We start from the raw sequence: 25793 nt of genomic DNA on the forward strand, positions 1-25793 counted from the left end.
GTCAGCCGCGCCGCGCCAGCACGCGCTCGTCGCCCAGGCGGCAGGCCTCCTGCTCGCTGGGGCGTTCGCTTTCGTAGCGCTGCAGGTCCAGGTTGAGCATGGTCACGGCTTCGTCCTCGGGCAGTGGCGTGATGCGCGCCCGCGGCGCGCCGCCCCATTCCTCCAGTACCTGCCGGGCGGCGTCGACGGTCAGCTCCAGAGCCGCCTTCACGCTGGGGCGCAGGCTGCCGCCATAATCGTCCATGCGCTCGGGCTGGCAGCCCATCAGCAGCACCCGTTGCGGGTAGTGGCCGGTGAGCTGGGCCAGCATCAGCACTTCCTGGAAGCCGGTCTGGTGCAGGCTGAGCTTCTTCACCCCGAGAAAGCGCGGCACCTCGTCATCGGCGACGAACTTCAGGGTGCCGGGCGCCATGTTGTAGTCCACCGCGTCGAAGATCAGCAGGTAGTCGGCCTGCTGCACGTGCTGGATCAGGTACAGGCCCTGGGTGCCGCCATCGATCAGGGTGACGTTGTCGGCGAACTCGTAGCGTTGCTGCAGCGCCTCGACGCAGCGCACGCCGAAGCCTTCGTCGGCCCACAGCAGGTTGCCGATGCCGAGCACGGTGATGCGCGGCGCGGGGGCGGGGGCGGTTGCGGTCATTTCTTCAGGCTCTTGTAGCCGGTGATGATGCTGCCGATCAGGTTCAGGCGGCCGTAGATTTCCTCGCGCACGGCGGCATAGATGTGCGCCACGATGAAGATGATCATCAGCCACATGCCCAGGTGGTGCAGGGTGCGCACGTTGTTCGAGCCGCCGAGCAACGGCAGGACCCAGCCGAACAGGCTTTCCTGCCAGGAGCCCATCTGCGCGCCCTCGCCATACAGGGCGAAGCCGGTGAACAGCATGAACAGCGCGGTGAGCAGGAAGACGAAGACCATGGCGAAGCGCGACAGCGGGTTGTGCCCGAAGATCGGTTTCGGCACCGGGCCCATCGCCAGGTAATAGCGCAACCAGACGCCGAAATTGCGCCAGTAGGCCGCGCTGGTGAGCGGCACCCAGAACAGCTCGCGGGCGTGGTGGTTGCCGACCAGCGCCCAGTAGGCGCGGCCGACGATGCCGACGGCGAACAGGTAGGCCGCGGCGAAATGGGCGAAGCGGATATAGCCCATCAGGAAGTTGGCGCTGGCTTCGCCCGGCTGGGTCGGCAGCGGCGAGCCGATGAAATAGCCGCTCACCGCCAACACCACGATGCACGCGGCGTTGATCCAGTGCCATAGGCGCACGGGCGCCTCGTAGACGTATTCGCTGTGATGCTCGGACATGTCGTCACCTCAAGTGCGCCGGGCGCGCGCAGGCGCCCGGCGGCTGGCTGGTGGGTGGCTCAACGCACGGCGACCGTGCTCAGCTCGACGCCTTCCTCGCTCATCACGTGGGTCGCGCAGGCCATGCAGGGGTCGAAGGAGTGCAGCGTGCGCAGGATTTCCACCGGCTGGTCGGCCACCGCGACCGGAGTGTTCATCAGCGCGGCTTCGAAGGCGCCGATCTGCCCCTTGCCGTCGCGCGGGCTGCTGTTCCAGGTGCTGGGCACCACGCACTGGTAGTTCTCGATGCGCCCATCCTTGATGCGGATCCAGTGGCCGAGCGCACCGCGCGGCGCGGCGACGCTGCCCACGCCCTTGGCTTCGGCGGGCCAGGTTTTCGGGTCCCATTTCTCGACGTTGGCGGTGGCGCGGTCACCGTTGCGGATGTTGCCCATCAGCTCGTTCCAGTCGTCGACCATCATCTCCGCGCAGTACTCGGCTTCCAGTGCGCGGGCCAGGGTGCGGCCGATGGTGCTGGGCAGCAGTTGCTTGGCGCTGTAGTCGGTTTCGCTCAGGCCCAGGGCGCGGGGCAGGTCGTGGTTGACCGCCTGCAACGAGCTTTCCAGCTGCTCCTTGACCCGCTGGCAATGCGGGTTGCCCTTGAGGGCGTGGGCATAGCCGAGGATGTAGCGGGCGAGCGGGCCGACCTCCATGGCGTGACACCGCCAGCGCGGCGACTTGACCCAGGAGTACTTGGCGCTCTCGTCGATTTCCTCGATGGCGGTGCGGGTGCCCTTGGTCGCGGCGCCCAGCTCGTAGTGCGGGTCGGTGACGCCGTCCCAGGGGTGCAGGCCCTTGTCGTTGTCCGGGTACTGGTACCAGGAGTGGTTGACGAATTCCTGCACCTGCTCCGGGTCGCGCAGGTCCACCGGCAGGATCTCGTCCCAGTTGCCATTGAGGATCGCGCCGCCGGGCAACTGGTTGGTGCTGTCGTCGTAATTGACCTTGGCGTAGGTGCCGTAGTCCATCACGTTGCTCGCTGCCAGGCCGCCGCCGAACAGCCAGCCCTGCTGCTTGTACAGGGTGCCGATGGCGAGCACGTCCGGCACGTAGACGTTGCGCACGAACTCCAGCGCCTCGTCGATGCGCGCGCGCACGAAGTTCAGGCGCTCCATGTTCAACGGCGCGCCGGCGGCGAGGTCGCCGTCGATGTTGATGGCGCAGGGTACGCCGCCCACCAGGTAGTTGGGGTGGGGGTTCTTGCCGCCGAAGATGGTGTGGATCTTCACCCATTCCTTCTGCAGGTCCAGCGCTTCCAGGTAGTGGGTGACGGCCATCAGGTTGGCTTCGGGCGGCAGCTTGTACGCCGGGTTGCCCCAGTAGCCGTTCATGAACGGGCCGAGCTGGCCGCTTTCGACGAACTTCTTCAGGCGGTTCTGCACGTCGCGGAAATAACCCGGTGACGATTTCGGATTCGACGGCGAAACCAGTTGCTGCAGCGCCGAGGTGGCCTTCGGGTCGGCCTTGAGCGCGGAGACCACGTCCACCCAGTCCAGCGCATGCAGGTGGTAGAAGTGCACGACGTGGTCGTGCACCTGCAGGGTCTTGGCCATCATTTCGCGGATCAGGTGGGCGTTGGGCGGAATGCGGATGCCCAGCGCATCCTCCACCGCGCGGACCGAGGCCAGGGCGTGGCAGCCGGTGCACACCCCGCAGATGCGCTCGACGAAGGCCCAGGCATCGCGCGGGTCGCGGCCCCTGAGGATGACTTCGAGGCCGCGCCACATGGTGCCGGTGGAGACGGCGTTGCGGATCACGTTGTTGGCATCGAGGTTGACCTCGACGCGCAGGTGGCCCTCGATGCGGGTCACCGGGTCGACGACGATGCGCCGGCCGCTGTTGTCCAGGTCGAAACCCTGGGTGGAATAATTGCTCATGAATCAGGCTTCCTGTACTGCGCTCAGGCGTCGTGCGTGGAGGTGTGCGCCTTGCCATTGCTGGCGCGCTTGATGGCGGAGACCGCGGCGTGGGCGGCGATGGCCGCGCCCACCGTACCGGCGGCGGCGAGGCCGATGCGGTCGGCGTTGGCTTCCACGCCGAAGGCGTTGATGTCGGTCAGGTGCTGGTAGAACGAGCCCTTGTCCCAGAAGCCTTCTTCCGAGCAGCCGATGCAGCCGTGGCCGGACTGGATGGGGAAGCTGGTGCCGCCGTTCCAGCGCACGGTGGAGCAGGCGTTGTAGGTGGTCGGGCCCTTGCAGCCGACCTTGTACAGGCAGTAGCCCTTGCGCGCGGCGTCGTCGTCCCAGGCCTCGACGAACTGGCCGGCGTCGAAGTTCGGCCGGCGATAGCATTTGTCGTGGATGCGCTGGCTGTAGAACATCTTCGGCCGGCCCTGGCGGTCCAGCTCCGGGATGCGGTCGAAGGTCAGCATGTAGGTGATCACGCCGGTCATCACTTCGGCGATGGGCGGGCAGCCGGGCACCTTGATGATCGGCTTGTCGGTGATGACCTTGTGGATCGGCACCGCCTGGGTCGGGTTCGGCTTGGCCGCCTGCACGCAGCCCCAGCTGGCGCAGGAGCCCCAGGAGATGATCGCCTTGGCGTCGCGGGACACGCGCTTGAGCTGCTCGACGAAGGGCTTGCCGCCGATGATGCAGCTCATGCCGTCCTGGTTCAGCGGCGGGTTGCCTTCCACGGCGAGGATGTAGTTGCCCTTGTACTTGGTCATCACCTCGTCGAGGATCGCCTCGGCCTGGTGCCCGGCCGACGCCATCAGGGTGTCGTCGTAGTCGAGGGAGATCATCGACAGCACCACGTCCTTGGCCAGCGGGTGCGCGGAACGGATGAAGGATTCCGAGCAGCAGGTGCATTCCAGGCCATGCAGCCAGAGCACCGGGGTGCGCGGCTTGTTCTCCATCGCCCAGGCTATCTTCGGCATGAAGGCCGGGCCCAGGCCCAGCGACGTGGCGGTCAGCGAGCAGAATTTGATGAAGCTGCGCCGCGAGATGCCCTGCCTGCGCATTACTTCATAGAAGGTTTCGGTCACGTGGTTTCTCCTCGGCCAGGCTCTTTTTGCTCTTGGGAATGGCGTGCGCCGGCGCTTCTGGCGCGGCGCACGAAACGGCCACGGACGCACCGGTGGGTCGGCGTGGCGGTGGAATCACGGGTGGACAGGTCAGCCAGCGCTCGGGGGTGGCGGTGGTCTGCGAGGTGCGATGGGGTAGGGTGATCGAATGACATACCCGGCCATTTCAAAAGCTGTGCCATTCGGTCGCATGCCGGGCCATGACCTTTCCCCTGGTCGAAAGGCCCGTGCGGCAAGGGTTTGCGGCGGCCGGTGGGTGTGCTCCGCCGCTGCTGCGGGCAGCGGCTGGTCAGTGCGCTTTCGCTTTGGTGGCTTGGGTGGAAATGTCCTGTTCAGTGCTCAGGCCGGGGAGAGGTCCAGTCGGTCATAGCCCTTGTAGCGATAGAACGCCCAGGACAGCAGCCAGGTGGCCACGAACAGGCCGACGATCAGGTAGCCGAGCAGGCCGAACTGCTCGTTCACCTCGGCAATGAAATCCCACGCGCCGCCTTCCAGCCCCAGTTGCCCGGCCAGCAGGTTGAGCGCCTCCAGGCCGCCTACCAGCAGCGCCACCAGCACCGAGGCCGAGGTGATGGTGAGGTTGTAGTAGAGCTTGCGCGCCGGGCGCACCTGGGCCCAGCGATAGGCGCCGGTCATCAGCACGCTGTCGGCGCTGTCGACCAGCGCCATGCCGGCGGTGAACAGCGCCGGGAACACCAGGATCGACACCATCGGCAGGTTTTGCGCCGCCTGGCTCGCGGCGATGCCGAGCAGGCCGATTTCCGTGGCGGTGTCGAAGCCCAGGCCGAACAGGAACCCCAGCGGATAGAGGTGCCAACTGCGGCGGATCAGGCCGAACAGCGGCCGCGCCAGGCGGGCGATCGGGCCGCTGCCGGCGAGCAGGCCCTGCAGCTCGGCTTCGCCCACCCGTTCGCCCTGGCGCACGCGGCGAAACGCACGGTAGACCGAGCGCAGGATCACCAGGTTGATCAGCGCCACCAGCAGCAGGAAGGCCGCCGACACCGAAGTGCCGATGAGGGCGCCGATGCCGTGGAAGGCTTCCAGTTCCCCTTGCAGGCTGGCGGCGCTCGCGGCGATCAGCAGCGAGGCGAGGATCACCACGCTGCTGTGGCCGAGGGAGAAGTACAAGCCGACGCTGTGCGTGGCCTGGCCCTCCTGGATCAGCTTGCGCGTGGCGTTGTCGATGGCGGCGATATGGTCGGCATCCACCGCGTGGCGCAGGCCGAAACTGTAGGCCAGTACCGCGGTGCCGAGCAGCATCGGGTAGTCGCGGAAGGCGATCAGCGCCCACGCCCAGGCGAGGAGGTTGACGGTGATCAGGCCGGCGAACAGGGTGAGGGTGGAGCGGGGCGAGGCCGGGCGCGGCATGGGGTCTCCAGCGGTCTGGTATGAAGAAACGAAAAAACCTCATACAAGCGCTGTGCCAAGCCGTCCGCGGCGTCTGCCGGGGGGATTCGGCGGATGAACTGGTCAGCCGCTTGGCAGTTCGCTGTGCGCAATGGAAAGCCGGTTTGCAGCGCGCTCAATCCAGCACTGGCAGGCGCAGGCGGAATATCGCGCCGCCCGCGGGATGGTTGCCGGCTTCCAGCGAGCCGCCGCAACGCTCGACGATGCCGTAGCTGATCGCCAGGCCCAGGCCGGTGCCCTGGCCGGCGGGCTTGGTGGTGAAGAAGGGTTCGAATACCTGGCTGAGGTGCTGCTCGGCGATGCCGGGGCCATTGTCGTGCAGGGTGAGGGCGGCCCAGCCCGGCTCGCGGGCCAGCGCGATCCACAGTTGCGGCGGCTCGGCGGCGACGGAGCGGGCGGCGTCGTAGGCGTTCTGCGTCAGGTTCATCAGCACCTGCAGCAATTGCCCCGCGTTTCCCTGCACCTGCACGTCGCCGGCGGGTTGCCAGTGCACGACCAGGTCCGGCGCGGTGCCGCGGGTGATCCAGTGGATGGCGCGCTCGATGACGTCGTTGAGCGCCGCCTCGCCAGGGTGGCCACGGTCCATGGCCGAGAAGCGCTTGAGGGCGCTGACGATATCGGCGGTGCGTTGCGCGCCTTCCAGCGTGCCTTCGATCAGCGACGGCAGGTCGGCCAGCAGCGGGTCGATGCGCAGTTGCCGACGCAGCATCTCGCGCTGCGCCAGCGGCTGTTCTTCGTGCACCGCGTGCAGGTAGTCCTGCAGGCGCTTGCCATAGCCCCCCAGCACATGGGTGTTGGCCAGCACGAAGCTGATCGGGTTGTTCAGCTCGTGGGCCACGCCGGCGACCAGGCGGCCGAGGGACGCCATCTTCTCGGCATGCAGCAATTGCTGCTGGGTGCGCTTGAGCGCTTCGTGGGCGTCGTGCAGCTGGCGGTAGGCGTGCTGCAACTCGCCCAGCGGGCGCCCCACCAGCACATGGCCGAGGCAGCGCCCATGGGCGCCGCTGCGTACCGTGCAACTCAGGTCCACCGGCAGCAGCGCGCCGTCGGCGCCGCGGAGGTTGACCTCCAGGCTGGCACTGGCGTTGTCCCGGCGCAGGCCGCCGAGCAGGTGGCGCAGCCGCTCCACGCTGGCGTCATCGCCCAGCAGGGAATAGACCGAGCGACCCAGCACGCCGCGTTCGTCACTACCGACCAGCTTGCGCAGCGAGGGGTTGGATTCCTCGATCAGGCCTTCCGGGTCGCACGCCAGGAGGATGTCCGACATCGACCCCAGCATGCTCGCGATGAACTGCTGCGACTGCTCCAGCTCGGCGTTCTTCTGCTCCAGCTCGATCTCGTCCTGGACCAGTTGCGAGTAGACCTCGTCCATCTTGCCGATGACTTCCAGCCAGGCGTCTTCGTCCAGGTGCGACGGCGGTTTGCGGGCCATGGGATCAGCTCGTGGGGTGCAGGTGCGGGTGGGCGTGCTCGGTGTGCGACGCGGCCACCGGGATCAGGTTCAGTTGCCCGTGGCGCACGCCGCGCTCGGCACTCAGGCGCTCGGCGAAGGCGCGCACCTGTTGCACCGGGCCCTTGAGCATCAGGCTTTCCAGGCAGTGGTCATGGTCCAGGTGCACGTGCTGGCTGGCGATCGTCAGGTCGTGGTGCGCGTGCTGCAGGGTCATCACCCGTTCGGCGAGGGTGCGCGCGTGGTGGTCGTAGACGTAGCTCAGGTTGGCGACGCAGTGCAGCGACTCGGCGTCCTCGCGCACGCGCGATTGCTCGATGTGGCGACGCAGGATGTCGCGCAGCGCCTCGGAGCGATTGCCGTAACCCTGGGCGCGAATCATCTGGTCGAGGGCGTCGGCCAGCTTGTCGTCGAGGGAGATGGTGAGGCGTTGCATGGTGTTACTCCGGGTCAATGCACGGTGCAGACCATGCAGGGGTCGAACGAGCGCACGATATGTTGCACCGCCACCGGGTTCTGTTCGCCGGGGCGAACCGGTGCGCCTTCCAGCGCCCGCTCCAGCGCGCCGGGGCGGCCCTGGGCGTCGCGTGGCGAAAAGTTCCAGGTGGTCGGGGCGATGATCTGGTAGCTGGCGATCCGTCCGTGTTCCACCTTGAGCCAATGCCCCAACGCGCCGCGCGCGGCTTCGGTGAGGCCGACCGCGCTGCCGGTGTCCGGCAGGTGGCAGTCCTGGTGATACGCATCGCCAGGGCGCAGCGCGAGCAGCCAGTTTTCCATGAGTGGCACAACCCGTGCCAACTCCATCAGGCGCGCCAGCACGCGGGTATAGACGCTGCCGCCACAGCGCGCCGCGGCATCGCGCAGCAACGGCTGGCCGTGGATCAACTGGCGCGCCAGGGCGCCGGTCTCCAGTACCGCGCCGGCCAGCCGCGGGGCCTTGTTCCAGGTATAGGCCGCGGGCTTCTCCAGGCTTGGCTCGGTCATGCCTTCGGCCGGGTGCAGGGGGCCGGTGCGGTCGTCCAGCCAGGCGTGGCTGGCGTCCTCGCGGATCTCCTCCAGCCACAGCGGCCGCACCTCGCCCAGCGCCGCATCCCACAGCCCGCGGGCGAAGACGAAGGTGCCGTCGGCCTGCGGATAGGCGCCGTAGGACAGGTACAGGCCCGGCCCCTGGCCCAGGTTTTCGAGGCCGCTGTCGAGCACGATGCGCAAAAACTGGCGCAGGTCGCCCTGGTCCGGCGCCTCGGCGTACCAGGCCCACAGCTGGTCCTCGCTGGCGAGCCCTGCGATGCGCTCCAGCGGCGCGGCGAACAGCTCGCTTTCGAGGAACTGGCGGAACTCGCGGACCCGCGTCAACAGGCGCAGGCGCTCGGCCGGGTCGATGGCGCGGGTGGAGCCGCCGGGGTGGATCGAACCGGTGTGCGGCCACTTGCCGCCCAGCGTGCCGATCAGGTCCAGCCAGCGTTTGCGTGCGGCCAGGGCCAGGCGTTGCTGGCTGCCGGACTGCGGGGTGAAGCGCCGCATCGCGTCGGCGTACCAGGGGCGCCCCGCATACGCCGGCCGCACGAAGTCGGGCATGAAGAACAGGTAGAAGTGGCTCAGGTGATCGGCGAGGTTTTCCGTCGCCGCCATCAGGTTGGTGACCAGCAGGCCATTCGCCGGCGGCTGGACGCCGGCCAGCGCCCCCAGGGCGCGCGCGGCGGCGACGGATTGCGACACCGAGCAGATGCCGCAGACCCGCGGCGCGTAGACCAGCGCATCGAGCGGCTCATGGTCGCGCAGTATCTGTTCGAAGCCCCGGAACATGGTGGCGTTGACCTTCGCCGAACGCACCTGGCCGTCCTCGATGTCCAGCTGGACTTCGAGGTCGCCTTCGACGCGGTTGAACGGTCCGACCAGCAGACGAGTCATGAAGATTCCCTAGCGCCGGGTGCGGCGGATGACGGGCGCGATCAGCGCATGGTCGGCGGTGGCGTTCTGCCGCACGCGCTCGGGCGTGGCTGATTTGGACAGCGCCGCCAGGGCGACGAACCAGGCCTTGGGCATGTCGGTGGGCAGGCCGATGGGGATGCCGGCGCGTTTGGGGGTGAGGTGGAACCCGTGCCCCGGCTCCTCGAAGCCGGGCGCCGTGCAGTTGATGCAGGCGTAGCCGCCGCGGGTGCAGGAGCCTTCGCCGTTCCACAGGCGGTTGTTGCAGTCGCCATGGGCCTGGGTGCCCTTGCAGCCGAGGTTTTCCATCATGCAGCCGAGGTCGGAGGGTTTCACCGCACTGGCCTTGTACTCGTAGAACTCGTTGCGCGTGCAGCCGTGGTGGACCAGTTGATCGGCATAGAAGCGCGGGCGGCCCAGGGCGTCCAGGTCGCTGGCGCCGAACAGGCCGGCGGCCAGGGCCATCAGCGTGTCGGTGACCCAGCCCGGGTGCGTCGGGCAGCCGGCGACGTTGATCACCGGCAGCCCCTTGCCTGAACGGTAATCGGCGCCCAGCAGGCCGCCCAGGCGCTCGCCGTCGTACTGCAGGCCGCAGGCGTCGGTGGGGTTGTTGCCGGCCGCGGTGATGCCGCCGTAGGCGGCGCAGGTGCCGATGCCCAGGGTGTAGTCGGCGACAGCCGCGAGGCGCCGCACCCAGTCGATCATCGCCACGCCGGTGCCGGCCAGCAGGTGGAAGCGCCCGGTGCCATGGGGGCCGCGCAGCAGCGAGCCTTCGACGCACAGCGCATCCAGGTGGGTACGACCACTGAGGCAGTCATCCAGAAGGGACAGCACCTCGCCGGCGCTTTCCAGCGACAGGGACGGGTGCCACAGCAGGTCGATCCCGGCGTTGCGCCAGAGGCCGGCGAAGTCCTGCGTGTCGGCGCACAGCAGCGACATGCTGCAGCCGCCGCAGCCACCCGATTGCAGCCAGAGCACGCGGAACGGGGCGCTCATGGCGATTCCTCCAGGCCGAAGCGGCGCAGCTTCTGGCGCAGGCCCACGCGGGACAGACCCAGCTCCCGCGCGGTGTGGGTCTTGTTCCAGTGGTTGCGCAGCAGCGCTTCCTTGAGCAGCGTCGCTTCGATGGCGTCGAGGTGATCCTGCAAGGTGCCTGCCGGGGCGCCGTGCTGGCAGGCGGCGGCCAGCGCGCCGCGTGCCTGGCCCTGCAGGACCTTCAGGGAGAACGCCCGGGCGCTCACCTCGGCGCCTTCGGACAGTGCGGCGGCGCGGTAGATCTCGTTGCGCAGCTCGCGGATGTTGCCGGGCCAGGGGTAGTGCAGCAGGCTGCCGAGGGCATCGGCGGCGAAGTGCAGGCCGGGCAGGTCGAGTTCCTGGCTGGCATCGGCGAGCAGCTTGCTGGCGATCGGGATCAGGTCGCCGCTGCGTTCGCGCAAGGGCGGCAACGCCAGGGAGACTCCGGCGAGGCGGTAGTAGAGGTCGCTGCGGAAGCGCCCGTCGCGGACGTCCGCTTCGAGATCGCGGTGGGTCGCGGCGATCACCCGCACGTCCACGCGCACCGGGGTGCTGGCGCCGACCGGGCGCAACTCGCCTTCCTGCAGCACGCGCAATAGCTTGACCTGGAAGGCGGGCGAGGTATCGCCGATTTCATCGAGGAACAGGGTGCCGCCGTGGGCGCGCTGGATCAGCCCGATGTGATCCTGGTGCGCTCCGGTAAAGGCGCCGCGCTTGTGGCCGAACAGTTCCGACTCGAGCAGCGAGTCCGGCAGCGCCGCGCAGTTTTCCATGACGAAGGCCTTGTCGGCGCGCGGGCTGGCGTAGTGGATGGCGCGGGCCAGCAGTTCCTTGCCGGTGCCGGACTCGCCCAGCAGCAGCACCGAAAGATCGAAACGCGCCACCCGCGCCGCCAGTTCGCACACGGCATCCAGCGGGCTGCCGGGCTCGCGCACGATGCGGGAAAAGTCGAAGGCGTCGCGGACCTTGTCCAGCACCTGCTGGCTGCGCCGGCGCAGCACCGGGGTGGCTGCGCGCAGTTCGACGTCCAGGCGCTGCATGTGATTGTGCAGGGCGCGGCTTTCCACGGCGTTGCGCACGGTGGTGAGCAGGTGGTCGGGCAGCCAGGGCTTGAGCAGGTACTGGTAGATGCCGGCCTGGTTGACCCCGGCGATGATGTCCTCGGAGTCGGTGTAGCCCGAGAGCACGATGCGCACGACTTCGGGCCAGCGTTCGCGGGCCTCCTTGAGGAACTCGATGCCCTGCACGCCGGGCATGCGCTGGTCGCAGAGGATCACCGCCACCGGGTGCCGTTCGAGCAGTTCGCGGGCCTGCTCGGCCGAGTCGGCGAGCAGCACCTGGAACTCGCCGTCGAGCACCCGGGAGAGCGCTTCGCGCGAGCGCAGTTCGTCATCGATGACCAGGACGGTCGGTACGTGGGAATCAAAGCTGCCGAGTGAAGACATGGACGCCGGTTCAACTGTCGCAATGCTGAGGCCGGACAGAAGCTGACCCGGCGGTCACCGGATCATGACATTCGAAACGCAGCGGTGAAAGGGAACACTACCATTGGACTAGGCCGGTGGCTGCGTATCGCTACCAGGTCCGGATATGGCAATCCCGCGGCGCACTAGGCGTTGCGGGGCTGGCATTCGACGCGAGGCGTCTGCCGCGGGCCATCCCGCCTCAGGCCATGGGGGGCAGGCGCCGCTTCACCGGGGTCTTCTTGACGATGGCGGTATTGGTCTCGGCAAACCCGTTGAGGTGGTCGAGGATCTCGTCCAGCTGTTCCATGGAGCGCACGCACATCCGCGCGTAGAAGCAGTCCTCGCCGGTGACCTTGTCGCACTCGGTGAACTCGGGGATGGCCAGGATCTGCCGCTCCACGTCCTGCAGTTTCCCCGGCAGCGGGCGCACCCGGACGATGGCCTGCAGCTGGTAGCCGAAGGCGCGCGGGTCGACGTTCACCGTGTAGCCGGTGATCACCTGGCGTTCCTCGAGCTTGCGCAGGCGCTCGGCGACGCTGGGGGAGCTCAGGCCGCTGACCTGGGCCAGGGCCTTGAGGGACAGGCGCGAATCTTCCATCAGCGCCGCGATCAGTAATTGGTCGATTTCGTCGGTCATCTTCGTCCCGAAAGTCGTTTTGGGAAGTTGCCTTGATAATAAAGGCGACGGCGCGATTTTGCCTGCGTCAGGCGATGGAGTGCCTGCGCCTGCCTGTTCATACTGTTCGCCAACGAAGGGAGGGTGAACCATGAACGAGCGAATTCGACGCGGCACGCTGGAAATGATCAGCGCCATGCTGATCTGCGGCACCATCGGCTGGCTGGTGGTGGTCTCCGGGCAACCGGTGCTGGACGTGGTGTTCTGGCGCTGCGTGTTCGGCGCGGCAACGCTGCTGGTGATCTGCGCGGCCATGGGCTTCCTGCGGCCGGGCATCCTCACCCGCGCCACCTTCGGCCTGGCGCTGCTCAGCGGCGCGGCCATCGTCGGCAACTGGGTGCTGCTGTTCGGCTCCTACTCGCGGGCGTCGATCGCCATCGGCACGGCGGTGTACAACGTGCAGCCGTTCCTGCTGGTGCTGCTGGGCGCGCTGTTCCTCGGCGAAAAGGTGACCGCGCAGAAACTCGCCTGGCTCGGCGTTTCCTTCGCCGGCATGCTGGCCATCGTCAGCGCCCATGGCGAAGCGGGGCAGGTGGGCAGCGACTACCTGGGCGGCATCGCCCTGGCCCTCGGCGCGGCGGCGCTGTATGCGCTGGCGGCGCTGATCATCAAGCGTCTGAGCGGCGTGCCGCCGCACCTGATCGCGCTGATCCAGGCGGTGACCGGCATCCTGCTGCTGGCGCCCTGGGCGAACCTCTCGCCGCTACCGCAGGCCACCGCGGCCTGGGCCAGCCTGGCGACCCTGGGCATCGTGCACACCGGCATCATGTACGTGCTGCTCTACGGCGCGATCCAGAAACTGCCGACGGCACTGACCGGCGCGCTGTCGTTCATCTACCCGATCGCCGCCATCTTCGTCGACTGGTTCGCCTTCGGCCATCGCCTGACGCCGTTGCAATGGTTGGGTGTGGTCGCCATCCTGCTGGCCGCCGCCGGCATGCAGCGCGGCTGGAGCCTGAACCTGCGGCGCCTGGCCTGGCGCTGAAATCCGTGCTTGCCTGACAATGCCGGGGAACCTGTGCCGCTGGGCACAGGTCCTGTAGGCGGCGGAAATTCAAGCAAGGAACGGACTATGACTGCGGCTGCCCTGACGGCAGATTCATTCGGCCTGGAAAGGCCTTCATCCCGACTCTTTCACCTGCTGGGCGTGGCCGTATTGCTCACCCTGGCGGGTTGCGGCACGCGCGCGCCCAGCGTTCCGGAGCCGACGCCGGAGCAAGTGCGCGGCACCCTGGCCACGCTGATTCCCCCTGGCGCGAGCGACCGCCAGGGCTGGGCAAAGGACATCCAGGTCGCCTTCACCACCCAGCGCATCCCGGCCACCACTGCGAACCTCTGCTCGGTGGTGGCGATCACCGAGCAGGAATCCAATTTCAAGGCCGACCCGCCGGTGCCCGGCCTGGGCAAGATCGCCCGCGCCGAGATCGACCGCCGCGCCGGCAAGCTTCACGTGCCGGGTTTCCTCATCGATACCGCGCTGGCGCTGAAGTCGCCCAATGGCCGCACCTACAGCCAACGCCTGGCCAGCGCGAAAACCGAGCGGGAGCTCAGCGCGATCTTCGATGACTTCATCGGTGGCGTGCCGCTGGGCCAGCAACTGTTCGGCCGCTTCAACCCCGTGCATACCGGCGGGCCGATGCAGGTCAGCATCGAGTTCGCCCAGGCCCACGCCGAGGGCTATCCGTACCCGGTGGACGGCAGCATTCGCCGTGAGGTGTTCAGCCGCCGTGGCGGCATGTACTTCGGCATCGCCCACCTGCTCGGCTACCCGGTGAACTACCCGCGCCAGCTGTACCGATTCGCCGACTACAACGCCGGCTGGTACGCCAGCCGCAACGCCGCGTTCCAGCGCGCGGTGATGGATCTGACCGGCATCACCCTGGCACTGGACGGCGACCTGATCCTCTACGGCAGCTATGACGCCGGCAGCACCGAGAAGGCGGTGCGCACCCTGGCGCCGAGACTGGGCATGAGCGAGCGCGAGATCCGCCGCGACCTGGAGCTGGGCGACAAGCCGGACTTCACGACGTCGACGCTCTACACCAAGGTGTTCGCACTGGCCGAACGCTCCGCCGGCAAGTCGTTGCCGCGGGCGATGCTGCCGGGCATCACCCTGCACAGCCCGAAGATCACCCGCCAGCTCACCACCGCCTGGTTCGCCCAGCGCGTGGACGAGCGCTACCAGCGCTGCCTCACGCGGGCGCCGAAAGACTGAGTCAATCCCCCTCGGCGGGGTCGCAGACGCCGGTGTTGCCGTCCGGGTCGGTGTAGGAAACGCTCGCCGTGCCGTCGTCGTTCAGCGTGATCTGCACGGTCACGCCTTCACCCTTGGCGACCACGGTGTTGTCCTTGTCCTGGGTGACCTTGGCTTCCTGGCCATTGATGTAGACCGGCCCGTTCTCATCGGTGTGGATCTGCACGTCGTTCGGGCAGTCGTAGTTGAGCATGGGAATGGCGGCAAAGGCGGGCGGCATGGCGATCAGCGATGCGGCGATCAGTAGCGATTTCATGGCGTCTCCCAGACGAATGCAGGCACGGCGCGCGGCGGTGCGGACAGTGTCAGCGTAGTGCAGGCGCCGCCCGGTCGCCGGCCTCGCTGGCGGATGGCCATTTATCCGCCACTAGATTGAACCTGTCCCGCGGCGGATCTGTCAGAGCCTGTCTGAAACCTGGGAAGGGTCTGAAATGCTGTTCGTAGTCATGCTGGGCGGACGTCATCCGCGCGCGCGGATCGAGGTCCATGACGTGGCCTTCGTCATCGGCGACAACCTGAAATCCACCTACCCGCAATTGCGCGAGGCCTGGTTCGGCAGCCCGGACGGCCTGCACATCGACTCGTGGCTGGAGGTGGATGGCGTCGAGGCCTACCGTGTGGAATTCAGCGCCGCGATGCCGGCGCCGGGCGAGCAGCGGCTGTTCTTCGTCAACCTGGGCGGTTACGAACTGGGCAGCTTCGGCGAAGCGCACCAGTACGTGCTGGTGGCCGCGCGCGACGCCGCCGACGCAAAGGCCCGCGCCAAGCGCCGCATGCCGCGCAGCTGGGACAAGGCGCACACCGACGCGGTGATCGACGTCGACGATTGCATCCCCATCGACCAGGTGGGTGGGCGCTACGTCCACCTTGTCGAGGGCGAAAGCCGCGGTGTGGTGCAGCGCAGCGACTACATCCTGCTGTGAGCCTTCGGCGCGGCTGACACGGCCCTGTCATAAAACCTGACGTATAAGGGGCGCAACGCCGCCCCCCGCGCCGAGGTAACGATGACCGAGAAACGCCGAGTCCTGTTCGTCTGCGTCGCCAACGACGCCCGCTCGCCAATGGCCGAAGCCCTCTTGCGGCACACTGACGGCGAGCACTTCGACGCCTTCAGCGCGGGCATCCACCCGACCGCCATCGACCCGCGCGCGCGTCATGTGCTGGAGCACGCAGGTATCTCCACCGAGGGCCTGCGCAGCAAGTCCATCGACGAATTCCGCGGCCAGCATTTCGATTACCTGATCGACCTCTGCGACAAGTCCACTGACGAGGGTGACGAGCTGCCGACGTCCAGCGAGGTGATCGTGTGGAACTTCGTCGATCCCGCACAGAGCGGCCAGCACGACCCGTTCCGCCACACCCTGCAGGAAATCAGCGATCGCCTGAAGCTGTTCGAAATGGTGAAGAACCGCGACTGAAACGTCTGGCGATCACACAGCAAAAAGCCCGCACGGATGCGGGCTTTTTGCTTCGTAGGCCACAGGATTTCGCCGGTGCCTGGGGAGGATAGCGGCGGATTCCCGTAGAGATGGGGCGCTGGTCCTTTAGCGCAAGGGCATTCTGGCCGCCCTGCATGACGGTGCGGTGACGTCGGCATGAATAACTGATGGCAATGCGCTTGCAGCGCTGTATCACTCGGCGGCATGAGCACTATCGATCCCGACACGTGGTCAGGCGGGGAGTGCCTCGATAGAGTCGTGGTCAAAGTCATGTCCGCGGCGCTGCTGACCCGCGCCTGCGTGAACCGAACCGGAGTGCCTATGAAGTCCCTGTCAGATATTGCCTTCTCCATGCTCGACCTGGTGCCCGTGCGTGACCAGGGCACCGCTGCCGAGGCGTTGCACAACGCCGTCGAGGTTGCCCGCCACGTCGAGCGCCTGGGCTTTACCCGCTACTGGCTGGCGGAGCACCACAACATGGACGGCATCGCCAGCTCCGCCACCGCCGTGCTGATCGGCCACATCGCCGGCAAGACCGAGCGCATCCGCGTCGGCTCCGGCGGGGTGATGCTGCCCAACCATCCGCCGCTGGTGGTGGCGGAAAACTTCGGCACCCTGGAAACCCTCTATCCCGGCCGTATCGACCTGGGCCTGGGCCGCGCGCCCGGCGCGGACCAAGCCACCATGCGCGCGCTGCGCCGCGATCGCCTGGGCGATGGCGCGGATTTCCCCGAGCAGGTTGCCGAGCTGGAAATGCTCCTCGGCCCGCGTCGTTCGCAGCAGTCGCTGCTGGCGATTCCGGGGGAGGGCACCAACGTGCCGATCTGGCTGCTGGGTTCCAGTCTGTTCAGTGCCCATCTCGCTGCGCAGAAGGGCCTGCCCTATGCCTTCGCCTCGCACTTCGCGCCGCGGTATCTGCACGACGCGCTGCGCATCTACCGCGAGAATTTCCAGCCCTCGGCAGTGCTCGACAAGCCCTACGCCATGATCGGCGTACCGCTGGTGGCCGCGCCGACCGACGATGAAGCCGAGTACCTGGCGACCACCGCCTTCCAGCGCGTGCTGGCGCTGATCCGCGGCGACAGCCTGAAGCAGAAGCCGCCGGCGAAGAGCATGGCCGGCCTGTGGCTGCCCCACGAGCAGGAGGCGGTAGGCAATTTCTTCGGCCTGGCGGTGATCGGCGGCCCGGAGAAAGTGCGCAGCCGCCTGGAAATCCTGCTGGAGCAGACGGGCGTGGACGAGATCATCTTCACCAGCGATATCTACGACCATGCGCTGCGCTTGCGCTCGCTGGAGATCGTCGCCGGTCTCAAGTAGCCGATGCGGTTGCCAGGGATAACCCGCTCGTGAATGGCCTCGCAGCGGGGCGGGTTCGCGAGCAAGCTCGCTCCTACAGGGCTGCGCCGCAGCTGTAGGATCGGGCCTTGTCTCCGTCAGGAAAACGCCGACGCGCAGCGCCCGTCCGGAACGCCGTGTGGTGAGCGTGTCGTAGGAGCGGACTTCGTCCGCGATGGCTTCCGGCGCGATGCGGACCTATCGCGGACGGAGTGCGCTACTACGGCGATACTTCAGCGCTCGGGCGTGCCCTCTCCCTGAAGGGAGAGGGGGCCGTTCGGTGCAGGATGAAGCTACAGCGTCAGCGCGGCACAACCTGCTCCCTCTCCCTCTCCCTCCGGGAGAGGGCTGGGGTGAGGGGAAAACGTCGATACAAGCTTGCCAGAAAGAAGACAGTGGCTCCTACCTCAACTCCTGCGTGGTGGTTTGCCCTCTCCCTAACCCTGGCTGCGCGCCCCGCTCCGAAGGGAGAGGGGACTGGGTCAGTGCCGGCTGAAACGGCGGCGTCAGCCGACTCGGATGGCTCCCTCTCCCTTCAGGGAGAGGGCGGGGGAGAGGGGAGACCCAGCGCAGTAGTTTGCACGTAGGAGCGGACCTTGTCCGCGAAGCCCGCCGCGGAGGAATCCGCTCTATCAGGAAACGCGGCCGCGTAGCGCCCGTTCGGAACACCGTGGGGTGAGCGTGTCGTAGGAGCGGACTTCGTCCGCGATGGCTTCCGGCGCGATGCGGACCTATCGCGGACGGAGTACGCTCCTACATTCCTCCCTGCATTCGCAGAAACGCTGTCAGGAAGCTGGCACGCTCAGCCCTGTCCGTCTTCCTTCTTCTTCAGCAGGTCCGCCAACCCGGCCAAGCCCTTGTGGGTGACCTTCGGCCCCTTGCTGCCGGCGTCGTTGCTGTTCTGGTAATGCAGGTCCACCTGGCGCTGGTGTTCGTTGTCGTGGCAGTAGAGGCACAGCAGCTCCCAGTTGGAGCCATCCTCGGGGTTGTTGTCGTGGTTGTGGTCGCGGTGGTGAACCGTCAGTTCACGCAGGCGCACCCCACTGAATTCGCGGCCGCAGCGGCCGCAGATCCAGGGGTACATCTTCAGGGCTTTTTCGCGGTAGCTGCTTTCGCGGCGGCGCTGGGCTTCGGCGAGGACGGCGTCGACTTTGCTGGTGGGCTGGTTCATGGCTCGTGGCAGAGGTGCGGGATCGGACCTCCAGCATAAATCCGCCTCCGCGTGCTGACTACGGCCTGGGCGTGTCCGGGCGCGACCAGATCCACAGATTGCCAACGGCCATGCCGAGGATCACCGCGTAGAGCCATAGGCCGTGGGGCAGGGTGATCAGCATGATCGCCAGCGCCGCGAGCATCGCCAGGCTGGCGCTGATCTTGGCGCGGCGGGCGACGGCGCGGCCGTTGCGCCAGTTGTGCAGGATCGGGCCGAACAGTCGATGATTCTCCAGCCAGGCGGCCAGGCGCGGCGAACTCCTCGAGGCGGCCCAGGCGGCGAGCAGGACGAACTCGGTGGTCGGCAACCCCGGCACCACCAACCCCACCATGCCCACGCAGAGGCTGGTGTACGCCAGCAGCGCGAACGCCAGGCGTGCCAGCCGCGAGCGGGCAGGGCCGAGGGGATTGGCGCGCGCAGCACTGGCTGGCGCGCGCGCGAGGGTTTCAGACGGTGGCGGGAGCACTGTCATAGCTGTGTTGCAGCAGGTGGGCGAAGCGTTCGAAAGCCGCCACGGCGCCGGCGTCGGCTTCGCGTTCCTCGGCTTCGCTCAGTTCCAGGCCGTCGAGTGTGCGGGTGAAGCGCTTCCAGCCTTCGGCGCGGCCGCCTTCGGGTTCGCCCAGGTGGCGGGCGCCGGTGTTCTCGTCCAGGCCCAGCGCGGCGACGCGCTTGATCAGGAAGGCTGCACCGAGCTTGGAACCTTCGGAGACGAACAGCCAGCCCAGGGCATGGGCCAGGCTCGGATTGGCGAGGGCGCCAGCGACCGGGGCGGGCACCTCGGTGTCGAGGTCGGCCAGGTCCAGGCGCGCCTGTTCGGCGCGGCAGCGCTGCGGCAGGTCGGGGAAGATCCGGCCCAGCGCGGCGTCCTGGTACAGGGCCTGAAGTTCGGACTGGAACAGGTACTGGGCGACGACGAAGCGGGCGAAACGCTCGCGGCTGGAGAAGGGCTCGCGGGCCTTTACCGCATGATCGAGACGCTCATGGGGGGCGTGGGTCAGCGCATTCAGGCGCTGCGAGCGCAGGGTCGGGAGTTCCACGGTGGTCATGTCCAATTCCTTGAAATTGCAGGTCTTTACAGACGAGACGAACGAGTTCGGGGAAAGCGTAAAGATTGTCGGGCGTTCCGCGGGAGATGCCGGTGCGAAGGCGGTTCGCGAGCAAGCTCGCTCCTACAAGGGGACCGTTCTCTATGTAGGAGCGAGCTTGCTCGCGAACAGAGCCGGCACGGGATTCACCAGGCGCCCCGGCGCTTGCCCGTCAGATATCCCACACCAGGTTCACCGCGAAGTTGCGGCCCGGCTGGGTCAGGCGGTCGAGGTTGGCCGGGGCCAGGACCGAGGCTTCGCCGACGCCGTCGTAGCCGCGTACGTCATCCCACAGCCAGTATTTCTTGTCGGTGAGGTTGTACAGGCCGGCGTTGAGGGTCAGGTCGTCGGTCAGCTTGTAGTAGCCGGTCAGGTCGAGGATGCCGAAGCCCGGGGTCTTGAACTGGCTGCTGGTGCCGTCGGGGGCGTTGAACTGGCTGTTGTCCACGCGGGTCTTGCGCTTGACCAGGGTCCAGTCGAGCAGGGCGCCGTAGCGGCCGGCCTGTTCGTCGTAGCCCAGGCCGAACACGCCGGTGAGCGGGTTGACGCTGTTGATCGGCTCGCCGGTGTCCTTGTTGCGGCCATAGGCGTAGGCCAACGAGCCCTTGGTGTAGAGGCCCTGCGGCGCGCCGAAGGCGCCCAGTTCCAGGCGGCCCTTGAGCTCCACGCCCTTGATGATCGCGTTCTTGATGTTGTTGCTGGTGAAGGTCGGCTCGTCGTAGCCGGGGGTGATGGCGTCTTCGTTGATGAAGTCGCGGTACTTGTTATAGAAGACCGCCACGTCGAACGAGCCTTCCTCGAAGTTGCCGCGCAGGCCGGTCTCGTAGCTCTGGCTACGTTCCGGGTCGAGGTCCGGGTTGGGCTCCACGCGGTAGCCGGCGCCGGGGTTGTCGAAGCGGCCGTAGAGCGCCTTGGCGGTCGGGGTGCGGAAGCCCTGGGCGTACTGCCCGTACCACAGGTAGTTGTCGTTGAACGAGTAGGTCAGGCCGAGCTTGGGCGAGAGCTGGTGCCAGCTCTTGCTGTCGCTGCTCACGTCGCCTTCGCCGCTCTGGTCGACGGTCTTCAGGAACTCGTCGGTGAGGTGCGGCTTCAGGCGGGTGTGGTCGTAACGCAGGCCGGGCAGGAAGGTCCAGGCGTTCCAGCGGATCTCGTCCTGGGCGAACAGGGCGTACGTGTCGATGGTGGGGTCCGGGAAGTCGCTGCTGCGGGTCAGGGTATCGCTGGCACTGGTGGCGCCGACGGCGGTGCAGCCGCGGCCGACGGCCAGGCAGGTGCCGGTGCCTTCGCGGTAGCCGGTGACCTTTTGGCGCTTGAGGGTAGTGCCGTAGGTCAGCAGGTGGTCGGTGTCACCGAGGGCGAAGGCCTTGTCCAGTTGCAGGTCGAATACCCATTGGCGCTCCTTGTAGAGCGTTTCGCGGGTGCGCAGGACCTGGCGGGTGATGGGGTAGTAGAACTCGTCGGTGCTCTGGTCGGTCTTGGCGACCTGGTAGTTGAAGGTCCACCTGGCGTGGTCGGCAAGGCTGCTGTCCAGCAACAGCGAATGTTCCAGGCCGTAGCGTTCGCGGGTGATGGTGTCGTTGCCGGTGCGCCACTGGTACATGCCGCCGGGCAGTACGCTGGGCGGCAGCGCCGGTTGGCCGTTGCTGTAGGGGCCGCCGTAGGCGCTCTTCTGGTCGGTGTCGACGTCGTCCTTGTACTTCTCGTAGACCAGGCCGAAGCGGCTGCCCTCGGCATAGTTCCAGCCGAGCTTGGCCAGCACGTTGGTGGTGCGCACGTCCTCGGGGTTGGCCTCGGTGCGCGACAGGCCGGTGCCGCCGGTGCTGCCGTAGGACTCGGTCTCGTGCCCGTTGCGCTGGCTCAGGTGCAGCAGGCCGTCGAAGGCGTCGTGGCGGCCGGCGACGGTGGCGGAGGTCAGCCAGCTGTCGTCGGCCGAGCTGTAGCCGGTCTTCAGGCGTGCGCCGACGTCCCGTCCGTCCTTGATGATGTCGTCCGGGTCGAGGGTGAAGTAGCTCACCGCGCCGCCGATGGCGTTGCTGCCGTACAGGGCCGAAGCCGGGCCGCGCAGCACTTCCACGCGCTTGATGATCTCCGGGTCGACGTAGTTGCGCTCGGTCTGTGCGTAGGGGCCGTTGAAGAAGCTGTTGGGGATCTCGACGCCGTCGATCTGCGTCAGTACGCGGTCGCCGTCGATGCCACGGATGTTGTAGCCGGTGATGCCGGCGCGGTTGCCGGTGCCGCCAACGGAGACGCCGGGCATGTCGCGCACCAGCTCCTTGATGGTGTTGACGTTCTTGCGGTCCAGCTCCTCGCGGCCGACGACGTTCACCGTGGTCGGCACCGAGGTGACGCTTTGCGCCTGGCGGGTGGCGGTAACGGTGAGTGGCTGCATCTCGGCGACGGAGGCGAGGTTGCGCTCCAGTACGACGTTGCGCGGGCCGAGCTGGCGCACGGTGAGGCCGGTGCCGCCGAGCAGGGTCTTCAGCGCGCGTTCCGCCGGCAGCTGGCCGCTGACGCCGGGGGACTCCACGCCGTCGGCCAGGTCACCCGCCACGCCCACCTGCCAGCCGGTCACCGCGCTGAAGGCGTTGAGTGCCTGGGGCAGCGGCTGGCGGGCGATGTCGAAGCGGTAGCCGGACTGGGTCTGGCTCGCCTCGGCGGCGATGGCAGAGGGGGGCGGCAGGCTGGCGAGGCCGATGGACAGGGCGAGCAGCGAGATGCCGGCCGGCGCGGACAGCCGGCGCAGAGGGGCGCGCGAAGGAGAAGGGGTCATCGAGGGGCTCTCTTAGTCAGTCGTTGTTCGCATTCGCAAATGCGAATCTATTGCATTGGCTTCTGACTAAACGAACGAGCCTTTCGGATCGCGTAAAAAAACTTTCTGCTTAGTTGAGAATCAGCAGTCTCGGGTATTCGTGCAGCTCGGCGGAGGCGATCTGCGCGAGCGAACGAGCCACACCCAACGGGTCGTCCAGGCGCCAGTTGCCGGTGACGCTGACGTTGTCCAGGCGCTCGTTGGTGTTGACGATCCAGCCGGGGTAGTACCGGCGCAATTCCGTCAGCACCTGGCTGAGCGGGCAGTTCTCGAACACCAGGCGGCCCTTGACCCAGGCCAGTTGGGATTCGGCGTCCGCACCGTGCTGGCGTTCCCCGAAGCCCTGTGGGCCGACGCGGATGCTGTCGCCGGCGCCGAGGCTCACGCGGGCGTCGTCCTGGCGCGTGCGCAGGTCCACTTCGCCGCGTTGCACGCTGACTTCCGCCTCGTTGCCCAGGTAGCGCACCGCGAAGGCCGTGCCGCGCACCGTCACCTGCACCGGCCCGGCTTCCACCTCGAAGGGGCGGCTGCGGTCGTGGGCGACGTCGAAGAAGGCTTCGCCGCGGTAGAGGCGGGCGATGCGCTGCTGGTCATCCACCTGGCTGGAGAGCGCGGTATCGGTGTTGAGCAGCACGTTGGAGCCATCGGCCAGCTGGACTTTCTGCCGCTCGCCCACCGCGGTGAAGTGGTCGGCGCGCAGGCGCGTCAGCAGGTCGCCCTGCACTACGACTCCTATTGCCAGGACCAGCGCGGCCGCCGTGGCCACGGGTGTCCAGAGGCGCCGCCGCCGCAGCAGCGGACGGACCTTCTCCTGCACCCGCTGGCGCTCCAGGCGCGCGGCGGCGACCGGCAGCAGCGGCGACTGCCACGCCTCGCGCACGCGCTGGTAAGCCCGCGCATTGCCGTCGCTGGCGGCGAGCCAGGCCTCGAAGCGCGCGCGGGTGGTGGCGTCCATGTCGTCCCCCAGGACCAGCCAGTCGAGGGCTTCGGCCATCTGCTGGTCGTCGGGCGGCGTGGCGTGGGGCAAGGGGCGATCCTCGGTTCGGTGCTGGGTCGTTGAGCCGCGCATTGTTGTCGAATCGGCCGGCGAACGGTAGTCCGTCATACCGGCTCTTCCAGGCGGCTGACCAGGCCGACGCAGATCGCCATGATCAGTTTCAGCTCCTTCTGCACCGTACTGGGCGAGACGCCCAACTGCTCGGCGATCTCCGCATAGCCGCAGCCGTGCAGGCGACTGAGGATGAAGATGCGCTGCTGGCGCTCGCTGAGTTGCCCGAGGGTGGCGCCCAGGCGCTCCAGCAGCTTCTCCGCGTGCAACTGGTCCTCGGCGCTGGAGCCCGGCGCGGGCACGGCCTGCAGTACGTCGAAGGGCACGTCATCGAGCAGGGTTCGCGACTGCATGCGCAGGTGGCGCAGGTGGTCCAGGGCGAGGTTGCGCCCGGTCTGGAAGAGGAAGGGCTCCAGGTGGTCGATGCGGCGTTCGAGCAGGGTGCGGGCGACGCGCAGGTAGGTTTCCTGCACCAGCTCTTCGGCGATGCTCGGGTTCTTCACCATCCGCACGAGCGTGCGCAGCAACGGCAGGCGCTGGGCCAGGAAGACCGCGTCGAGGTTGGAAGTGCTCACAAGGGCGTCCAGCAGGAATAATTATCAAATGATAATTAATATTATTAAGACGTGACTCATGGCACAAGCCCATCAGTGGCCCAAGGGATTGCCCGTCCACGAAAAAAGGGCGAGGCGCGCGGGGCGCCTCGCCCATTCCCTCAGCCGGCCGGTGAGGGGCAAGCGGGACTCAGGAGCGCGCGGGGCGTGCATCCAGGCGTGGTTCGTTGCTGTGCGACGCGGCCTGGCTGGCGGCCTCCGGGCGGCTGTTCCAGTGCGGAATGAGAATGCCGGCGGCGATCAGCGCGGTGACGGTGAAGCCGATGAACACCGTGTAGGTATCGAAGTAGCCCGGCAGCAGGCCGCCGAGGATCGCCCCGATGGAGCCGCAGCCGTTGACGAAGCCCGCCGCCGTGCCCGCCGCTTCGCCGGTGCCGAAGTCCACGGCGGCCGCGCCGCTGATCATCGAGTCCGGCCCATACAGGGTCAGGCCCATCATGAACAGCAGGCCCAGCACCAGCAGGCTGCTGCCGGTCTGCATAGCCGGAACGAACAGCGCCAGGCACACCGTCAGGCCGAGCAGGCTGATCACGCAGGCCGGCATGCGCCGCGCGCCGAAGAGGCGGTCCGAGGCATAGCCGATCAGGATCGGCCCCAGCAGCCCGGCGACTTCGAAGGCTGACGGCAGGATCGCCGCGCCCACCTTGCCCAGCCCCGGCATGCGTTCGTAGACGATCACCGGGCCCCACAGCAGGATCGCATAGCGCGCCGGCTTGAGCAGGAAGTACGCCAGGCCGAGGGTCAGCACGGTGCGGTTGCGCAGCACCTTGCCGAGGATGCGCAGGGATTTGCCGTTCTCGCCCTCGTGCTTGAAGCCGGCGTAGTTCACTGCCTCGGGTTGCTGCACATCGGCTTCCACCGGCGGCAGGCCGACGTCCTGCGGACGGTTGCGCTGCAGCAGCAGGAAGAGGATGGCGACCGCACCGACCACGGCGGCGGTGGAGTAGAACGCCGCGTGCCAGGTGCCGAATACCTCATAGGCCCACCAGCCGGCGAACGGCGAGGCGACCAGCCCGCCGAAGGCGTAGCAGGTGCTCCACAGCCCGAGCACGCGGCCGCGTTCGTGGGTGGCGAAGAAGCTGCCGATGTTCTTGCACAACCCCGACCAGCCGGTGGACTGTGCCAGGCCCTGCACCACCATGCAGGTGGCGAAGATTGGCAGGGTGGCGAAGCTGCCCATCACCAGCGCCGCGGCGGCGGAGATCAGTAGACCCCCGAACACCACTACGCGCGGGCCGTAGCGGTCGGCGAAGACGCCCCAGGTGAACTGGCCCACCGCGTAGGCGGTCAGGTAGATGGCGTCGAGGTTGGCCATCGCGATCTTGTCGAGAGGGAAGCTGGGGTCTTCGGCGATGCCGAGCTTGGCCACCGAGAAGGCCTTGCGGGTGAAGTAGAAGGCCGCGTAGGCCAGCCAGGTGATGGCGAAGATCTGCCATCTCCAGCGTGCCAGGGATGCGCGCGGCGAAGCGGTGCCGTGAGGGTTGAGCATGGTCTGACCTCGTTGTTGTTGTGCTGTGCCGGCAGTCAGTGGGTAACGCCTGTTTGTTGTTCTTGTTCTGGGAGCACGTCGCACCGTCGTTGCGGTGCGGGTCAGAAACGCTGCAGCTGTTCTGTGCCGTCGCTGCGTCCGGTGGGGTACAGCGGCGGTGGAAGGATGGAAACAATTCCGAATAAATAACTGAAATCGATTT

The 25793-nt window shown here is 67.5% G+C and carries 24 protein-coding genes; 5 read left to right on the forward strand and 19 right to left on the reverse strand.

The window, feature by feature from the left end; genetic code table 11:
• Position 1: 1 nt before the first annotated feature.
• The 11 genes from N0B71_RS19895 to N0B71_RS19945 all read right to left on the reverse strand — a co-directional run bounded on the left by N0B71_RS19895 (position 2) and on the right by N0B71_RS19945 (position 12266).
• A complete protein-coding gene (locus N0B71_RS19895; protein WP_259754442.1) occupies positions 2 to 640 on the reverse strand; it encodes a HyaD/HybD family hydrogenase maturation endopeptidase in 639 nt (212 codons plus the stop codon).
• A complete protein-coding gene (gene cybH, locus N0B71_RS19900; RefSeq protein ID WP_259754444.1) occupies positions 637 to 1302 on the reverse strand; it encodes a Ni/Fe-hydrogenase, b-type cytochrome subunit in 666 nt (221 codons plus the stop codon). Before cybH ends, N0B71_RS19895 begins: the two co-directional genes overlap by 4 nt.
• A gap of 59 nt (positions 1303 to 1361) precedes the next feature.
• Positions 1362 to 3218: a nickel-dependent hydrogenase large subunit gene (locus N0B71_RS19905; protein ID WP_259754445.1), complete on the reverse strand. Its 1857-nt coding sequence runs from the start codon at positions 3216 to 3218 to the stop codon at positions 1362 to 1364.
• A 23-nt stretch (positions 3219 to 3241) separates the two neighbouring features.
• A complete protein-coding gene (locus N0B71_RS19910; RefSeq protein ID WP_259759625.1) occupies positions 3242 to 4303 on the reverse strand; it encodes a hydrogenase small subunit in 1062 nt (353 codons plus the stop codon).
• 402 nt (positions 4304 to 4705) lie between these two features.
• Entirely contained in the window at positions 4706 to 5734 is a 1029-nt protein-coding gene (locus tag N0B71_RS19915) for a HoxN/HupN/NixA family nickel/cobalt transporter (protein WP_259754446.1), read from the reverse strand.
• Between the two features lie 154 nt (positions 5735 to 5888).
• Positions 5889 to 7205, reverse strand: a complete 1317-nt coding sequence (locus tag N0B71_RS19920; RefSeq protein WP_259754447.1) for a sensor histidine kinase — start codon at positions 7203 to 7205, stop codon at positions 5889 to 5891.
• 4 nt (positions 7206 to 7209) lie between these two features.
• Complete coding sequence (nikR, locus tag N0B71_RS19925; RefSeq protein ID WP_259754448.1) at positions 7210 to 7659, reverse strand: nickel-responsive transcriptional regulator NikR; 450 nt, start codon at positions 7657 to 7659, stop codon at positions 7210 to 7212.
• Positions 7660 to 7673: 14 nt separating this feature from the next.
• The gene (locus tag N0B71_RS19930; RefSeq protein WP_259754449.1) at positions 7674 to 9131 is read right to left on the reverse strand and encodes a nickel-dependent hydrogenase large subunit; all 1458 of its coding nucleotides are present in this window, start codon (positions 9129 to 9131) and stop codon (positions 7674 to 7676) included.
• 9 nt (positions 9132 to 9140) lie between these two features.
• Complete coding sequence (locus tag N0B71_RS19935; protein ID WP_259754450.1) at positions 9141 to 10145, reverse strand: HupU protein; 1005 nt, start codon at positions 10143 to 10145, stop codon at positions 9141 to 9143.
• Entirely contained in the window at positions 10142 to 11608 is a 1467-nt protein-coding gene (locus N0B71_RS19940) for a sigma-54-dependent transcriptional regulator (protein WP_259754451.1), read from the reverse strand. The genes N0B71_RS19935 and N0B71_RS19940 overlap by 4 nt, the downstream gene beginning before the upstream one ends.
• Positions 11609 to 11828: 220 nt before the next feature.
• Positions 11829 to 12266 (reverse strand): Lrp/AsnC family transcriptional regulator, encoded by a 438-nt coding sequence (locus tag N0B71_RS19945; RefSeq protein WP_259754452.1) that lies wholly within the window; start codon positions 12264 to 12266, stop codon positions 11829 to 11831.
• A 130-nt stretch (positions 12267 to 12396) separates the two neighbouring features.
• Here N0B71_RS19945 and N0B71_RS19950 point away from each other — a divergent pair, with 130 nt between their 5' ends.
• Positions 12397 to 13290, forward strand: coding sequence for a DMT family transporter (locus tag N0B71_RS19950; RefSeq protein ID WP_259754454.1), 894 nt, complete (start codon positions 12397 to 12399; stop codon positions 13288 to 13290).
• Between the two features lie 87 nt (positions 13291 to 13377).
• Positions 13378 to 14520 carry a DUF1615 domain-containing protein gene (locus N0B71_RS19955; protein ID WP_442964620.1) on the forward strand — a complete coding sequence of 381 codons (1143 nt, stop codon included), beginning with the start codon at positions 13378 to 13380 and terminating at the stop codon, positions 14518 to 14520.
• Position 14521: 1 nt separating this feature from the next.
• Here the strand turns inward: N0B71_RS19955 and N0B71_RS19960 are convergent, their stop codons facing one another.
• Positions 14522 to 14815 (reverse strand): hypothetical protein, encoded by a 294-nt coding sequence (locus N0B71_RS19960; RefSeq protein WP_259754455.1) that lies wholly within the window; start codon positions 14813 to 14815, stop codon positions 14522 to 14524.
• Positions 14816 to 14990: 175 nt separating this feature from the next.
• Here N0B71_RS19960 and N0B71_RS19965 point away from each other — a divergent pair, with 175 nt between their 5' ends.
• The 3 genes from N0B71_RS19965 (at position 14991) to N0B71_RS19975 (ending at position 17315) form a co-directional block, all read left to right on the forward strand.
• Positions 14991 to 15482: a DUF1543 domain-containing protein gene (locus tag N0B71_RS19965; RefSeq protein WP_259754456.1), complete on the forward strand. Its 492-nt coding sequence runs from the start codon at positions 14991 to 14993 to the stop codon at positions 15480 to 15482.
• A gap of 81 nt (positions 15483 to 15563) precedes the next feature.
• The gene (locus tag N0B71_RS19970) at positions 15564 to 15977 is read left to right on the forward strand and encodes an arsenate reductase ArsC (RefSeq protein ID WP_259754457.1); all 414 of its coding nucleotides are present in this window, start codon (positions 15564 to 15566) and stop codon (positions 15975 to 15977) included.
• Positions 15978 to 16319: 342 nt separating this feature from the next.
• Positions 16320 to 17315: an LLM class flavin-dependent oxidoreductase gene (locus tag N0B71_RS19975; protein WP_259754458.1), complete on the forward strand. Its 996-nt coding sequence runs from the start codon at positions 16320 to 16322 to the stop codon at positions 17313 to 17315.
• An 820-nt stretch (positions 17316 to 18135) separates the two neighbouring features.
• On the opposite strand, the gene N0B71_RS19980 is transcribed toward N0B71_RS19975, so the two are convergent.
• The 7 genes from N0B71_RS19980 to N0B71_RS20010 all read right to left on the reverse strand — a co-directional run bounded on the left by N0B71_RS19980 (position 18136) and on the right by N0B71_RS20010 (position 25591).
• Positions 18136 to 18504 (reverse strand): YajD family HNH nuclease, encoded by a 369-nt coding sequence (locus N0B71_RS19980; RefSeq protein ID WP_259754459.1) that lies wholly within the window; start codon positions 18502 to 18504, stop codon positions 18136 to 18138.
• Positions 18505 to 18562: 58 nt separating this feature from the next.
• The gene (locus N0B71_RS19985) at positions 18563 to 19018 is read right to left on the reverse strand and encodes a YbaN family protein (protein ID WP_442964621.1); all 456 of its coding nucleotides are present in this window, start codon (positions 19016 to 19018) and stop codon (positions 18563 to 18565) included.
• A complete protein-coding gene (locus N0B71_RS19990; protein ID WP_259754460.1) occupies positions 18993 to 19592 on the reverse strand; it encodes a biliverdin-producing heme oxygenase in 600 nt (199 codons plus the stop codon). The genes N0B71_RS19985 and N0B71_RS19990 overlap by 26 nt, the downstream gene beginning before the upstream one ends.
• Positions 19593 to 19803: 211 nt before the next feature.
• Positions 19804 to 22401, reverse strand: coding sequence for a TonB-dependent receptor (locus N0B71_RS19995; RefSeq protein WP_259754461.1), 2598 nt, complete (start codon positions 22399 to 22401; stop codon positions 19804 to 19806).
• Between the two features lie 109 nt (positions 22402 to 22510).
• On the reverse strand, positions 22511 to 23509 hold the full coding sequence (locus N0B71_RS20000) for a FecR family protein (protein WP_442964686.1): 999 nt from the start codon (positions 23507 to 23509) through the stop codon (positions 22511 to 22513).
• A 32-nt stretch (positions 23510 to 23541) separates the two neighbouring features.
• Complete coding sequence (locus tag N0B71_RS20005) at positions 23542 to 24063, reverse strand: RNA polymerase sigma factor (RefSeq protein ID WP_259754463.1); 522 nt, start codon at positions 24061 to 24063, stop codon at positions 23542 to 23544.
• A gap of 169 nt (positions 24064 to 24232) precedes the next feature.
• Positions 24233 to 25591, reverse strand: a complete 1359-nt coding sequence (locus tag N0B71_RS20010) for an MFS transporter (RefSeq protein WP_259754464.1) — start codon at positions 25589 to 25591, stop codon at positions 24233 to 24235.
• Between the last annotated feature and the right edge of the window lie 202 nt (positions 25592 to 25793).

The sequence above is a fragment of the Pseudomonas sp. GCEP-101 genome, assembly GCF_025133575.1.
GTDB lineage: Bacteria > Pseudomonadota > Gammaproteobacteria > Pseudomonadales > Pseudomonadaceae > Pseudomonas > Pseudomonas nitroreducens_B.